Source organism: Echinicola marina, assembly GCF_020463795.1.
GTDB classification, from domain to species: Bacteria; Bacteroidota; Bacteroidia; order Cytophagales; family Cyclobacteriaceae; genus Echinicola; species Echinicola marina.
This window is the reverse complement of the sequence record NZ_CP080025.1, coordinates 3,388,182-3,403,935: the sequence shown is the minus strand read 5'-3', so window position 1 is coordinate 3,403,935 and position 15,754 is coordinate 3,388,182. Positions and strand designations below refer to the sequence as shown.

Below are 15,754 nucleotides of genomic sequence, written 5' to 3'. Positions count from 1 at the left end.
AGAATGAAGCATCAGGTCAATCCATCCATTAAGATAACTGAAGTAAAGGAACATCCTTTTCAGTATTCCATCTGTACTCTCGTAACTAACCATACAGAGTACTATGAGATGAAAGCATCTTGCCTGAAAGCTGGATTTGGAGAAGACGATTGTGAATATTTGATAATAGACAACACTACCGGAAATTCCATTGATGCTTATAAAGGACTCAATCTATTCCTCCAGAAAGCACAAGGGAAATATATTATCATCTGTCATCAGGACATTATCATGCATGATGATAAGAGAGCTATTCTTGAGGAAAGAATAAAAGAGATTGATGCTAAGGATCCTATGTGGGGAGTTCTTGGCAATGCGGGGAGGGTAAATATGAAGTACTTTGCTAGAAACCTGAAACAAGGTACTGAAGGAATCGATTTTGCAGAAAAAGATGCCCCTATTCGGGTCATGTCGATTGATGAAAATTTTATGCTAGTAAAAAATGAAGCCAACCTTACATTATCTGCAGATATAAAAGGATTCCATATGTACGGGGCAGATCTTTGTCTCATAGCTCAAATTTTAGGCTATCATACTTATGTCATCAATTTTAATCTGCTTCACAAAAGCGATGGTAATTTGAACAATACTTTTATAGAGGCCAAGAATGATTTTATTGCCAAATATAGCAAAGCACTACGCCCAAGGTTTATGGCTTCAACAGCCGCAAGATTTTATTTAGGATCAAATCCATGGAAAAAAGCATTGTTTAATACAAACTTGGTACTGTTCTTCATAAGGCAATACGATAAGTTTTTTAAGGGAAAGAGAAATCGTCTTAATTAAGTTATTGATGAATAAAATATCTATCATTATCCCTACCTATAATTATGGTTTTGTACTTAGCCAAACACTGGAATCTGTCCTAGAACAGACTCATCAAAACTGGGAATGTATAATTGTAGATGATGGCTCTACGGACAACACCGAGGAAATAGTCAATAAATACCTTAGTAAAGAAAAGAGATTCCTGTATCACAAACAGCAAAACAGTGGTGTATCAGCTGCTAGAAATAAAGGTATTAAGCTTGCAAGTGGAGATTTTTTGCAATTTTTAGACGGAGACGATTTAATAAGTCCTGAAAAGCTTTCTCTCCAAATCAGGCATTTTGAAAGTAATCCTGATATCGATATTAGCTATACAAACAATTTTTATTTCAGAGATCACCAACCCGAAACCCTAAGTTACGATTCAGAAATGAATAATAAAGAGTGGATGTATAAACTCCAAGGTAGGGGAATCGAAACAGTAAAGGCCATGCTGCATCATAATATTTCGGTCATCAGTAGTCCGCTATTAAAAGCATCCATTCTCAAAAAGGAAGTTCAGTTCCCAGATAGCGTCGCTTTACTAGAAGATTGGATATTTTGGTCAAGACTTGGCTTTGCCAATTGCTCATTCCATTACTTAAATCATCCAAAGGCATATACAAGTAACCGGCTTCATCCTACTAGTGTTAGCAAAAAAAACTTAGTTAAGATGAAAGAAGGTGACATCCTAATAAGAAGTCTTTTCAACAAAATGATTGAGCAATCTGGATTTAATCAACAAGAAAAACAGTTGCTTCACTCCTTGAATAAGAAGTATTATAAGTGGAATTTTAAAAAACTACTCTATCAGATTGGCCCATGGAATTTTGCAGAATTGAAGAAAATAAAAAAATATGTCAACACAATTGATTTTGGTATATACTATATAAAAGCCATTTATCAGCAATTAAAATCACCATCCAACAATGAATAATCCAGTTGACATAGATATTATTATTTTAAGTTATGCTAAAAGACCGGAACTAAGAAAGCTAACAGAAACAGCACTAAGGACGCTTTATGATTCCGAACTTCCAAAAAACATCCGCTTCAATACAGTAGTAATTGAATCGTATAAAAGTGCTGAAAAGTATGATTTCCCTAATACGCAGACTATATATCCAAAGGAGAAATTTGGATACCATAAGTATATGAACATTGGGATTGAGATGACCCAATCTCCATTTGTTTGTATCTGCAATAATGACCTAGAATTTCATAAAGGCTGGGCTAGTGAAATTTTAAAAGCTTTTCAAGAGGATCACGAACTACGTAGTGCCTCCCCAGCATGTTCTATCCATCATCCAAATCATGGAATAGCGCTTAATAGTGGAATATATTATGGACATGAAGTAAGGAAAGAGCTAACTGGATGGTGCTTGTTCTTTAAAAGGGAAATACTGGCTATCACTGGTAAGCTAGATCCCAGGTTCAAATTTTGGTTTGCAGACAATGACTACAGCATGACGTTGCAAAAACATGGCCTCAAACATGCTCTGGTGACTTCATCCATCGTTGACCATCTGGAAAGCCAAACATTAAACACCAAAAGGACCCGCGAGAGACGAAGGTTAACTGCCAAAGAAAGGTTCTTTTATGAATATAAATGGGAAGGAAGAAGTTATTGGTCCTATTTATGGAAAACCAAGAGATTAAAATAATAGCTGTTGCATCGCAACTTAAGTTATTATAAGAATTCGCAAAATCAATTTCATTACCTCGTAGCATCGACTGATTCAATATGAAGATCTATAAATGGATAGACAAGTATAATACAAAGTATTGTTTTAAAATCAACCGAAAATTCTATCAAGGAAAAGATGGCGGAAAGGATGATTCCATTAGATTTCGTCCAAAATTCATTCTTTATTATCTAATCAGAATTTCCTCACTATTAATTGGAGCAATTTTTCTTAAGCGAAGTGTCTTGAATGAAATAAAACAGGCTTTCAATACAAAAAGATCTGTTTTTTTTAACCCTGATCGAAAATCAGATGTATCTATTCGGCTTCAAGAATGTTTATTGACCTTATTAGGTTATCGGTATTTCGTTCCTTCGAATGTCCTGCCACTGCTGACTTCAAAAGAAATATTAACTAAAAAACTCTCCTTTGACGAAGAGTCTGTTCCTCACATAACCATCATTATTCCAGTTTATAATCAATTGGCATACACCTTTAATTGTTTAAAATCCATAAAGAACAATTTTCCAAAAGACATTCCCATAGAGATTATTGTGATCGATGACTGTTCTCAAGATGATACGGAAGGATTTTTCAAAAGAAATGTTAAAGGTGTCAGGTATATTAGAAATAAAGACAATCAAGGATTTTTACAAAATTGCAACTTGGCAAGTCAAATTGCCAAGGGAGACTTTTTGTATTTTCTGAACAATGATACCCAAGTTAGACAGGGCTGGCTTAACCCACTCATTAAACAATTTAATAATGAAGAGGTAGGATGTGTCGGCAGTAAACTTGTCTATGCCCACGGGCTCCTACAGGAAGCTGGAGGCATGATATTCCGTGATGCTTCAGGCGCTAATTATGGAAGGAATGATCTTCCTGAAAGGCCTAGTTACAATTATATCAGAGAAGTCGACTATTGTTCCGGTGCAAGTTTGATGATTCGTAAAGCAGATTTTGACAAATTAGGAACGTTTGATAAGCAATATGCTCCTGCCTATTACGAAGATACCGATCTATGTTTCGCCGTGAGGAATCACTTAGGAAAGAAGGTAATATACCACCCTCTTTCTGAAGTCATCCATTTTGAAGGCATTACCTCTGGAAAAAGAGCTAAAAAAGATTCTGTAAAGAGGTTTCAAGATATCAATAAAATCAAGTTTAAGAAAAAATGGGGTTTAGCACTTTCCAATCACTATGCTGACCATAACATGGAACCTGGAAGTCGTAGACTATTGGCCCAAAAAAGGTTGATTTTTATCGATACCATAATTCCAGAATACGATAAAAACTCTGGCTCCTTTAGAGCCTACCAAATCTTGAAAATCCTAAAAGAACTGGGATACCACATTACCTTTATCCCTGGGGACACTAGAAAAACCCAACCCTATTACAATCAAATGATTGAATTGGGCATCGAAGTACTCTTCAGGTATCCCAACCGAGCTGGGATGATAAAAGAAATCAATAAAACGATCGATTCATGCGATGCTATTTGGATCAGTCGTCCTGAATTAAATGAAAGTTATAAATGGCTTATTGAAAAATTTCCAAAAGCCAAATGGATATACGACACGGTGGATCTTCATCATATAAGGCTACAAAGACAGGCAGAACAAAACAAGGACAAAACCTTAGAATTAAGCGCAGCCAAAGTAAAACTTCAAGAATTGGACATCGCAAAAGCTGCTACTCATACATTTACCGTAACCGAGAGCGAAAAGGTGATGCTGGAAAATGAAGGAATTAAAAATGTCACTGTTATCCCCAACATTCATGAACCAGAAATCATTAGAAACAAACTGAATTTTGATGAAAGACAAGGCTTGCTCTTTATTGGTGCTTATGATCACCCGCCAAATATTGATGCCGCCATATGGTTAGTACGGGAAATCATGCCCGAAATCTGGAAAGAACTCCCCAATCTGAAGCTTACCTTACTGGGAAGTAAGCCCACTGAAGAAGTATTACAACTTAGAAGCGATCTAGTAAAAGTCCCTGGATTTGTCCAAGATGTTTCTGAATATTTTGAAAATAACAGGGTATTTGTGGCACCTTTGAGATTTGGAGCAGGAATGAAAGGAAAAATAGGACAAAGTTTGGCATATAAGCTTCCTGTGGTTACTACAAACATTGGAGCAGAGGGAATGGGACTAGTAAATGGTCATGATATAGTTATCGCTAATTCTTCAGAGGAATTCATCCAGAAAATATTATACCTCTATCAAAATGAACAAGTTTGGTCAAAGATTTCTGAAAATTGTCACAAGGCATTAGCTCCTTATTCAATAGAATCTGTAAAGAAAACCCTCACTACAATTGTTTAATATGAGTTCATATAAAAACAAGAAAAACACCGTTATCTATACCGCCATCTTTGGCAAATACGATATTATCAGAGAGCCTCTTTTCCCCGAAGAATTGCTTACTGAGGTGGATTTGATTTGCTTTACGGACAATAAACTATTGAAGTCCAAAAACTTTAAAATCATAAGGGTTAAAAGGCAGTTTGAAGATCCAACTTTGGAAAATCGCTTCTATAAGTTACAGCCACATAAGGTCCTAAATAAACAATATGATTATAATATCTATGTCGATGCCCATTACCTCATTACTACTAAAAGGGTAAAACATCTTCTCTCGGAACATTTATCTAATGACACCCTATTGGCAATATTAAAGCATCCTGAGAGAAACTGTATCTATGAGGAGTTTAAAGCTTGCCTTTTCTATAATATGGACAAGCCTGAAAAATTTATCGCCCAAGAAAAATTTTATAGAGAAGAAGGTTTTCCAGAAAAATACGGTCTTAATCTAGGGGGTCTTCAGTTCCGAAAATCCGACAGAAGGTTGGATGAGCTACTGGATTTTTGGTGGAATGAAGTCATCACCAGAAGTAGACGAGATCAGTTGTCCTTCAATTATTCCATTTGGAAGTTAAACTTCCAAAACTTTAAAACACTGGATTGGATTCCAGAAAAAAATCCTTTTGGAGAACTTAAGAAACACGAACCTTTTATCAAACAATACGGGCCATTCAAAAGGAATTTTCATAAAATCCGAAGAAAAATATTCGGGTATTCCAAAAGGCATATCAAATAGAATTGATTCAATTACCACTATCAACTATTAAGCAAAATCAGCGCTTTATGGAATTAAAATGAATTTATATTATTTCTTATAAATTTTATCTACAGCTATGGAAGTAAGCTCATTACTTCCCATACCGCAGTAACTTACCCCCGTGGTAGAATAAAAGAGAATCACTTCCAAGCCATCAATTTGGAATTGTTCTTTTAAACTTTTTGGCTTATAGTTTTCACCATTAATCTCCATCAACCAGCCACAGCCATCCACAGCGGGATTTCCTCCATCCACTATTTTTGCCTCCACCTGTAATACTGGCCTATCATCATCGGTACATGCACTGAAAAAAACAGCTAAAAAAAGAACAATAAATAAACTAAGTTTCATATCTATAAAAATTTGATTTTCTTTCTTATGTCACCAAAGCGGGCTTGGCAGGGCAGGTTTCCAATACCTGTTGATAGACATTCATGATATCCCTGGAAATAATACTTTGGTCAAACCTCGCAATATTTTTAAACCCCTTGTCTATAAATTCTGCACGAATGTCCTCCCTAGAAAGACTTTCTAGGTGCTGGACCAATGCTGATGGATCATCTGGATCCCCATAGAGCGCCCCTTCTCCCCCTGCTTCATGGAAACAAGACCCCGTACTGGTGATCACTGGTGTCCCCATCCTTTGGGCCTCTATAATCGGTATCCCAAACCCCTCAAAATAAGAAGGATAGATAAACACATGGGCCAATTTGTACATGGCTGGCAGGTCTTCAAAAGAGACATGATGCAGAAAAATCACCCTATCCTGCAAACCATATTCTTCTACCATCGCTTTCAAAGTACTTATATACGATGTCGCTCTTCCAACAACTACCAGAGGCAGCTTCCAATCAGGCCGCTGCTTCATGGCTTTGAGGATCAACTGGACATTTTTTCTTTTTTCTATCGTACTTACAAAAAACAAATACTTATTCGGTAGACCATACTTTCTCTTGACCAACCTCAACTGCTCAGCTGTCACCTCTCTATTATAGTTTTCATGATAGCCCTGATAAACCACTTGTATTTTCTGGGCATCTATCCCCAAAAAGTTCACCAGATCCTCCTTGGTCTGATGACTGATGGCAATTACTTGATCTGCCTCTCGGCAGGATCTTTCCATTTTTAATTTATAGATCTGTACATCGATGGGATTAAATAATTCAGGATACCTACAGAATAATAGGTCATGTACTGTTACCACATATTTGGTCGATTTGTTCTTGATAAAGGGAATTTCATTGCTCAGTCCATGGAAAATCTCCAATTGATTATCCAGATGTTTGATGCCTTGAAACACACTCCTCCATGCTCCAGACAACACGGGCAACTTCCACATATCATTTGGCAATACGATTTTCTGATTGGGATTACTGCAAGCGATCGCTATTTCCTCACTTTTACGATTATAGTTAGTCGTAAATAAAAAGTATTTGTTTGTTGGAAAATTATCACTTAGCGATTTCAGGATAAACCGGCTATAATTGCCCAATCCTGTAAAATTCTTAAAAGCTCGCTTTGCATCAAATCCAATTCTCATGTGATTAGTAATTTGTGGTTTGTTGGTTCGTCTGCCAATACCTCAACAAGACGTAGATAAAAATGATACCGCTACAGCTCATTTCTAAATATTCTCAAAAAACTTAATAAAAGGATAATCAACATCCTTTAAGCTGCACAACTTAAAGTCGCTCACAAAACATCCTTATTAAGACTTACCCAAAATCTGTGCAATTTTCATTGGTTATTTTCAAAAATGAGATTTTGGTATTTTTATTAAAGCAAAATTAATAAAAAAATAATCTTAGAAAAGTACTTAAGGAAAAGGGAGAAAAGAACAAAGGTTTTATGCATACTGACATCATAGTGGATTATCAAATCTAATTCATGGCCAGACTGAAATTCCGGCCATGAATTAGATCTTATCAAAAAATCATATTTTCACTTTAGGATCATTGGCATATTCTTCCCAGAGCTCTTCTAGGGACTTGCCCGTGTACAAATTCCAAAGCGATGCCGTATATTCCTTGTTTCGCATTTTTTCATCCATACGCTTGACAAAATCCCCTTCAAAATTCTGGTTGATCCAAAGCAAAAATCTGGCTGTGATTCTATAGCTGTTCTTATAATGATGCTTGCTATCAAAATCAGGTAAGGACCAGCCAGCACCCTCATTATCCACACCATAGGCATAACGAACATAATCAGCTATTCCCTCAGTAAGCCAGCCTGGACCAGATCCTCCGGGATATGCCTGCACTAAATGCATCCCCTCATGGGTGATTACATCCAGATCTTCAGGCTTTTTGTCCAACCACTGCGAAGCGATAGTAATCTTCCCATTATGGGCATAGGCCACCCCATTATAGGCTGTATCAATCGTCACTGTGACCAATTTAGTTGCCTCATGGTTGAAGTCTTTGACCATCTTCGGGTAGACCTTAAAAAAGGTTTTGATCAACCCTTCCTTCACAGTCTCATCCAAATCGTGATCTTGATTGATAAAAGTCAAGGTATACTTGCCCTTTTTAATAACCTCTTTGTCCTCTACTTCTCCTTTGGCGTATAGCCCAAATACAGTCATGCTACTCATTACAAGGGCTAGGCTTAGTCTTTTGATGTTCATAGCTTTTTCTATTAGAATTATCCAGGTCTTTTTAATAAAGCAATTTGATAAAATAACCTCCTACTACAGACCTGGCCCTGAAATTCATCACATGGGCGTCCGTAGTTTCGTGCCAATCACTAATAGGCACCCTGTTTTGGGTTTCATTGGCATATTTCCACATAGGAGCAATTAAAGCCTTGAAATCGGCCTCATTATCAGCCAAGGAAGCTGTCCAAAATACCCAATCTGATTTGGAATAGGTTTTTCTACTGTCCAGAGGCAAGCCATATTTCTCCTGCTTGGTCAGATAATAAGCAATTTCCTTATCAGCCACTTCTTCAGGAAATACATTTAAGTCCAGGATTTCATCCCAAACCAAATTATACTTTTCACTCCAAGTGCCTGGTGTTTCAAAAGCCAAGGAATAATGGTCACCGTCATCGGCCAACTTCATCCATTTTTTGGCCATTTCCCTAGCTTCATTGATATAATCCGCCTCGACATCTTTTTCTCCCATCGTTCCGGCCATTTTCCCATAAGCGGCCAATGCCAATATAGCTTTAACAGAAAGATTGGCATTCCTTGCCAAATGGCCTGCAAAATCATCTGTAGAAAGCTGATTAGCGGGATCAAAGCCACTTTTCCTCAGGTACTCTGCCCAAACGGTCAATACCTCCCAATGCTTTTTGGCATAAGCAGGATCATTTTCCTGATCCACTATTGCTGCTGTCAACAGGAGCATATTACCAGCCTCTTCCACCGGCATGTCTTCCCCGTAAGTTTGTCCGTTAGCTATTGGGTAGGTACCTAGATCATGGGCAGGAAAAGGTTTCTTCCACCTGCCACTTTCTGAATAATGAAATATCCCATTCAGCATCCCTTTCATCAAATCCGGATTATAATGCAGGAAAAGTGGGGCTGAAGGATAGGTAACATCCACGGTATTGATGGAACCATTACTATTGTTTTCTTTGGACATGAACAGCAATTCCCCTTCTGGACTTTCCACTAAGGTATGGGCAGCTATGGCCTGACGATAGGCCAAAACACACATATCTGCATATTTCTCTCCGCCGGCTTTTAGCGTTTCTTTGTACATCTTTTTATCAAAAGCTTCACATCGCTTAGCAATGCTTCTATACTCATCTGCTGCTTTTCCTAATAAAGCTTCAAAACTTCCACCTTCAGCGGTTTTCCACCAAGGCTTCAGGTCTTTCCCGAAATACTGAATAGCGAGTTCTTCGTCATAACCAAGCAAAAACAATTGCTCCTTCGCTTTGGAACCAATATTCCCCATATCCACTGTTGTATTCAACATGATCCCCCTAGACTGAAGGTCTTGACTTGTAGAATGGCTTTTATCCCAAGTTCCCAATATATTGCCACCGCTATTTAACCAATGCTGGGTATTTTCACTTTTTACAGTAGCCACATACAAATGACCCCAGTCAATGCGCACATCATCTCCCTTTCTTCCTAAAACATTTTGCTCAACCGTGCCTGCTTTCATGATATCCAATTCCCCATCCTGATACCTAGAAGCAGCAACTTCTTGGCTAGGCTGGTGGACCGCCAAATCTGAAGACACGCCAAGGGCAATCTGGACATCATGGTCTTTGCCATCTTTGCTTTTGACTTCCGTGGTAATATAAGAAATCGGCCTTGCCAGAAGGTCCAGGTCATCCAATAGCAGAGGAGACATGAAATTCACGGTCAAGGCTACATCACCACAATCAAATTCATACTGGGTTTGGGTGGCTGAAAGATGGACTCCTGTCTGCACAGCTGCAGTCAGCTGCTCCATTTCAGGCTGGACCACTCCTTCTGCCAATCCTAGATCCAACCATCTTCCACCACCTGTATTTCTAATATGCACTGCCAACACATTGCCTTTTTCTTTAAGGCTTTTTTTAATGTTTTGGGGAATTTCTATATAATCATAGCGATGAATAAATCCTTTCAATTGATAGACTTGTTGTCCATTGAGATAAACCTTGATATTGTCATCATGCCTAATCTTCAGGAATAGTTCTTCCAAGTTTTCACTGTCCTTCAGATCAAAACTTCTTCTCAACCATAGATCATCAGTTTTCCAAAAAGTACCATCCACATCACGGCGATCTGTAAAAGGAGCCTTTCCTTTTTCCCATGCACTGTCATCAAAACTTACTTGTTCCCATCCGGGTTTGGGGGCTTTTTCAGTATAGCGCATACTATAGTCACGCTGATCAGTAGTAGGAAGCACGGCATTGAATACCTTGGATTCTTTGCCTAAAAAGCGATAGGGTTTCCCATCCACCTTTATCAGCCCCAAAAGCCCATGTTCGGCTGTTGTCCAATGTTTTGGAGATTCTTGGTTTAGCTGGTCGTTCATCGACCAGATACTTAGATTGGGATTATGGGTAATCAATGGATAGGCCGGTGCCCTAAGCGCATCCTGCGCCAAAGTCTCCGTACCTATCATTAAGCCCAAACCCAAGGTGATCTTTGCAATTGCTTGCTTTACTCTTTTTACTCGTTTCATAGGTTTAATTTTCTAAAAGGCACTACTTACTGTCCACAAAAGAAGCTTTGGTAATTTGAAAAAGGAAAACAATCTCCACAAAATTGAAATCTTTGTAAATGATTTGATTCTAATCTCATCTTCTATAAATACTCCCTGACAGCACAGCCGTTCTAAATAATAGTTTTAGTTAATTGATGGATATTTTTTCTAATTAATGGTTTGTTTTTAGGGCTTGAAATACATTCATATCCCTTGTTCAATCTCCAAATTCATGTACAAAACACGCATTCATAGATAAAGCCTTTTGGGGAAAAACCACCCCAAAAGGCTTTATGAATTTGATGATACCTTTCATTAAAACAGTATCAAGGCTGATTTTTAGTCTTCTTCTTCACCTGACTCCTCTTCGTCCATCTCCTCAAGAGCAATCTTACGAATCCTATGATTCATCTGATCACCGACATAGAAGGCTTTATCCTCTTCACTGTAGGCAAGACCAGATGGTCTATCAAACCTGGCTTCTTCCCTCAAATCGCCATCTACATAACCCCATGGGTCAGGATTGATACTAGAACTTCCCCTACCGGCAAATGTGGTCACACTACCTTGTGGGCTCAGCTTACGGATACAATGGTTATACTGGTCTGTAAAATAGAAATCATATTCATCTGGTTTGCCCTCAGCCGCATATTCTTCGTTTTTCACAAACACGCCTTGATAGGGGTTTCTTAGGCGAACATCAGAACCTACACCATCTTGGTAACCTGCTCCTCTTAACTGACCGCAGACCAGATAAGGTTGATTAAACTGTTTCTTCTCCCAATTATAATCTACTCGAAGAATATAGTGCTGGTTGATGACCATGATATATGCATAATTGCCCGTAGGATGCATAAATATCTTGTACTCCCATCCTGGATCTTGTACTACAAACAAGGTCTCGTAATCTTTGACTCCCAATCCTTCGCTGAAATACTTGTTCAGGTCAAAACGGAAAAACTGGCCTTTCTCATAACTGTTGAAATAAAGCTCTCCATTGATAGGGTGGACAGCAGCTCCATTACACTGTCTGTACCTGGTCATTACTTCCCTGTCCTGCCAATCTTTATCACGGGACAATCGGTAGGTCGCCCGGTCATTTTCTCCGCCTCTATCTTCGGCAATGATCATATACTGGCCATCAAGGGTAAAATCAATACTTCTTGGCCGATCAAAATCAGAACGTTTTTTGGTTACCGTACTATCTTCCAAATCGATCAAATACAATCCATTATTGAAATCAAATACAGCCCATAGGTGCTTAGGATTGAGTGGATCAAATTTGAAAAAAGAGGGCTCCCAAAAACCACTTGCCATATCAATTGGGTCATCGGCCTTAAATTTACCATCTTTCCAGGGTTCATCTCCACGGTCGTTTTTATATCCTACCAAAGTGGACACAACCATTTTTCGCTGATAGTTAAAATCCTTGCTGGAATTTCCCGTAACCTCTCGGCCCTCGCCTCCTACACGTACTTCTATTTCACCTCCAAAAGCTTGTCTGGGAACCAAGCAGTATAAGGCATCCCCTTTTACGTTGATTACTGTGGCTTCTTTTCCACCTATAAATACCGAAACGATATCTTTATCATTTCCGAAGTTCTTACCATAAATAACAAGTCGCTGTCCTGCCCCTCCAGAAGAAGGTGTGAAATTGGACACCACTACAGGTTGGGATGGATCAAAGGCCTCTCCTATATCAAGCCCTTCTTCCTCAACTTGACAGCTATAAAATAGCCCAATTAGCAAGGCCAACACCAAGTTCAGTGTATAGCGGCCCCATTTTATATTTATCATATTTATTTGCATAATTTTTAGATTTAAAGTTCACAATACTTTCTGGGTACAAGCCCAATTTAAACCGTATCGCTGCTGCGCTTTATTACCACTCTATCGCCTGGTCTTCATCAGGGATTTGGGTGTTCAACTGACGCTCTAAAATCAATGAACCCTTCACCTTATAGTTGATATCGACATTGGGCACCATGGTATAATCTGAAAATTGGTAATCAATATTATTGATGGTAATATAACGGTATAAAAGATATGGACGAACTTCATCCATCTGCTCAGTTATGGTGTAACTTGCGTCCTTATTGACCTGGAACTTCATTTCAGGATTATCCGAATGGAAAGTCACTCCCCCATTCGTATTGAAGGTAGCGTAAACTTTATAGTTGCGGCGATCTTGACGATCTTCATCGATATTACCTGCGTAGAAGAAAATGGTATTTTCATCTACTACATAGCCTCGGATTTCCTCTTTTACAATCGGCGTTTCATCTTCATAACCTTCCATGGTGGTTTTCAGTGCAGTTCCACTGTAACTACCGGAGTAGTCATTGAATGGATGAATACGCAAAATAGCTTTGCGATAATATTTACGCGGATTGGGGATATAGCTATTGGCTGGATCATCCTCAATATTGATGGGAAGTACCCATTTCTCAACCATATCAATATCTTTTAGCGTAAAATCGATAGGCATCAAAGCAGTATTCTCACCAGCTTTAATATCCACTGTGGAAGGAATGGAATAGTACTCACTATTCAGTTCTCTATAATAAAAGTTCTCTCGATTCTGAAAGTGCTCGTAATTCAGCACTTCCAAGGTATCGGAATCCACCGCTACGTGCACTGTCCTGTCTTTACCGTTGGTCGTAGACCCACTCACGATCAGTGGTTGCTGGAAGGTGGTCTTTTCCTCTCCCCTATAACGGATATAGATATCACATACCCCTTCATTGGTCAAGGGAGCCTTGAATGAGATATAATTTTCAAATTGTTCTTCCGTCCACTCATCATTGCAAGAGCTGCAGATGATAATCAGCGTGAGCAGAAGAAACGACATATATGATTTATTCATGATAATGCTTTTTAAATTAATCGTTATAAGTCCATCCAGGATTCTGAGTAAGGCGGTTATTCCGCTTTAGTTCGGTATGGCTAATTGGCCAGAACCACATCTTATCAGCAAAAGTGGTTTCAAGTGCCCATATGGCCACAGGTTGATGGAATAAGTCCCTTTCATTTTCATTCATCAGCACATTACAACCATAGATTGGCAAAGATTCCTCCACAGGAGCATCCATCCAACGACGCAAATCGTAATAGCGCTGTCCTTCTCCTAAAAGCTCAATAAAACGCTCACGTTTTAACTTTTTCCTTAGCTCATCCTTATCAGCATATACACTTGCTGAATAGTCAGGCACACCCGCGCGGATACGCACAGGGTGAATACCTCTTTGCATCTCAGCAATATCTCTGGAGATACTATAACTTCCACCGTTCCAAGAAGGAATATTATACGCCCCATCCAATTCATTCAAAGCTTCTGCATAGAGCAGCAATATATCCGCATAACGAATGGCAGGTTCGGCTTTAGGAACAATATTCGCCAAACTCCCCCCCTCGTAAGTATCACTAGGATGTACATATTTCTTCATCCCAAAACCGGTTCTCAGCCAGTAGGCATTCGATGAATTAAAGCCATTTCCTTTAGGGTTATCACGATAGTAGAATACTTGTTGGTTACGGTTACGCTCTTGGGATTCATTCAATAAGGTCCAAAAGCTACCATTAAAGGCCACAGAAGCATAAAACCTGGGTTCCCTGTTGGCATACTGCAAAGAAACACCTGGTCGCAAAGGTCTATACATCCCTGCATCATAATCCTCTTGGCTCACAAAACCGCTTACACGTTCAGAACCGTCTCCACGACCGATTTCCTTGTCCTTTCCAGGTATATCAGTGCCATCATTCATCGCATAGGCATCAACCAATTTTTGAGTTAGCCCCTGGGTATTCCAGCCTGTAGCCGAACGTGGCAACTGGTGAGCTACCATGGCTCTTATACTTTCTCCATCTTGGTTATTACCTCGGGTAAAAATCAATTCAGGGTTACCGGAAGGCAATAAGGTCCCATCAAACACCTTGGCGTAAGATTTTGCCGGATCAATATTTGCCCAGCCCTCTGGCCAGCTTTTGTCCGAGAAATCCTCATCATATGGTGGGATAATTGTCGCATCATCTCCTGTTTCCTGAACAGGCACCGTATAGAGTTCATAGACTCCGAGTTCGAGGACGTCCCTGGCAGCTGCTGCCGCTTTTGCCCATTTCTCTTCCTGATAATCAGCAGAGAGCAGTCGCTCACCTTGATCGTCTGTCAAACGTGCTGCATAATCCGAGTTGTTTCCATTCGCCAGGGGACTCGCCGCATAGATCAATACTTTCGCTCGGGTAGCCAAAGCTGCTCCTACAGAGGGACGGGCGGAACCATCCTGTCCACGTACCATTCCTCTCCTCTCCATTTCCTTTGCCGCCATCAGCATTTCTTCGCTGATAAATTCAGCACAAGCTTCATAGCTACTTCTTGGGACAGCTAATTCATCATAGCTATCTGTATAATCTAACCCTTCATCCGGTAATAATGGAATCGGACCATATTTACGAAGTAACAACCAATATAAATAAGCCCTTGCAAAACGTGCCTGTCCCCTATAATCCTCTATTTCCGCATTTGAAAGTTCTGTATTCATATAGATATTATGAATAAAGGTGGACGCATTACGTATACCTCTATAGCATTGTGTCCAAGTACCCTGCTTATCATTTTCGCCATATTGTCCCATCCTGAACATATTGTAGGACAACTCGTTCTTGGACGGATCATATTCACTGTCCCTATCGCCATAAAACATGCCATCGGCAAAGTTGTGGGGAGTAACACCCTTACTGGCTACATCAGCATTGATTCCTTTTAGCTCCTCAAATACATTGGCCAGCCATTCTTCCGAATAGACCTTACTTTGGAAAACCTTTTCTTCTGTAAGTCTGTCTTTAAAATATTGACTGGAATCCAGATAGTCGCCATCACAAGCAGAAATTAAACCTGTGAAAACAAACAATATTATTATATATATTCTCTTCAAATTCATCTCTTCT

The 15,754-nt window shown here is 39.2% G+C and carries 12 protein-coding genes; 5 read left to right on the top strand and 7 right to left on the bottom strand.

Features of this window, described 5'->3' with window-relative positions; translation table 11 throughout:
• Nucleotides 1-3 precede the first annotated feature (3 nt).
• The 5 genes from KZP23_RS13915 (at nt 4) to KZP23_RS13895 (ending at nt 5,636) form a co-directional block, all read left to right on the top strand.
• Nucleotides 4-825, top strand: a complete 822-nt coding sequence (locus KZP23_RS13915) for a hypothetical protein (protein WP_226332350.1) — start codon at nt 4-6, stop codon at nt 823-825.
• A 7-nt stretch (nt 826-832) separates the two neighbouring features.
• A complete protein-coding gene (locus tag KZP23_RS13910) occupies nt 833-1,783 on the top strand; it encodes a glycosyltransferase family 2 protein (protein ID WP_226332348.1) in 951 nt (316 codons plus the stop codon).
• Nucleotides 1,776-2,510, top strand: coding sequence for a glycosyltransferase family 2 protein (locus tag KZP23_RS13905; protein WP_226332346.1), 735 nt, complete (start codon nt 1,776-1,778; stop codon nt 2,508-2,510). The genes KZP23_RS13910 and KZP23_RS13905 overlap by 8 nt, the downstream gene beginning before the upstream one ends.
• A gap of 80 nt (nt 2,511-2,590) precedes the next feature.
• On the top strand, nt 2,591-4,861 hold the full coding sequence (locus tag KZP23_RS13900; protein ID WP_226332344.1) for a glycosyltransferase: 2,271 nt from the start codon (nt 2,591-2,593) through the stop codon (nt 4,859-4,861).
• A 1-nt stretch (nt 4,862) separates the two neighbouring features.
• On the top strand, nt 4,863-5,636 hold the full coding sequence (locus KZP23_RS13895; protein WP_226332343.1) for a glycosyltransferase domain-containing protein: 774 nt from the start codon (nt 4,863-4,865) through the stop codon (nt 5,634-5,636).
• A gap of 69 nt (nt 5,637-5,705) precedes the next feature.
• On the opposite strand, the gene KZP23_RS13890 is transcribed toward KZP23_RS13895, so the two are convergent.
• The 7 genes from KZP23_RS13890 to KZP23_RS13860 all read right to left on the bottom strand — a co-directional run bounded on the left by KZP23_RS13890 (nt 5,706) and on the right by KZP23_RS13860 (nt 15,747).
• Nucleotides 5,706-6,008, bottom strand: coding sequence for a hypothetical protein (locus KZP23_RS13890; RefSeq protein ID WP_226332341.1), 303 nt, complete (start codon nt 6,006-6,008; stop codon nt 5,706-5,708).
• Nucleotides 6,009-6,033: 25 nt separating this feature from the next.
• Nucleotides 6,034-7,197, bottom strand: a complete 1,164-nt coding sequence (locus KZP23_RS13885) for a glycosyltransferase family 4 protein (protein WP_226332339.1) — start codon at nt 7,195-7,197, stop codon at nt 6,034-6,036.
• Nucleotides 7,198-7,590: 393 nt separating this feature from the next.
• Nucleotides 7,591-8,283 carry a basic secretory family protein gene (locus tag KZP23_RS13880; RefSeq protein WP_226332338.1) on the bottom strand — a complete coding sequence of 231 codons (693 nt, stop codon included), beginning with the start codon at nt 8,281-8,283 and terminating at the stop codon, nt 7,591-7,593.
• Nucleotides 8,284-8,314: 31 nt separating this feature from the next.
• Entirely contained in the window at nt 8,315-10,789 is a 2,475-nt protein-coding gene (locus tag KZP23_RS13875) for a glutaminase family protein (RefSeq protein ID WP_226332336.1), read from the bottom strand.
• Between the two features lie 360 nt (nt 10,790-11,149).
• The gene (locus KZP23_RS13870; protein ID WP_226332335.1) at nt 11,150-12,607 is read right to left on the bottom strand and encodes an IPT/TIG domain-containing protein; all 1,458 of its coding nucleotides are present in this window, start codon (nt 12,605-12,607) and stop codon (nt 11,150-11,152) included.
• An 85-nt stretch (nt 12,608-12,692) separates the two neighbouring features.
• Nucleotides 12,693-13,676, bottom strand: a complete 984-nt coding sequence (locus KZP23_RS13865) for a DUF4973 domain-containing protein (protein ID WP_226332333.1) — start codon at nt 13,674-13,676, stop codon at nt 12,693-12,695.
• Nucleotides 13,677-13,692: 16 nt separating this feature from the next.
• Nucleotides 13,693-15,747 carry a RagB/SusD family nutrient uptake outer membrane protein gene (locus KZP23_RS13860; protein ID WP_226332332.1) on the bottom strand — a complete coding sequence of 685 codons (2,055 nt, stop codon included), beginning with the start codon at nt 15,745-15,747 and terminating at the stop codon, nt 13,693-13,695.
• Nucleotides 15,748-15,754: the final 7 nt, after the last annotated feature.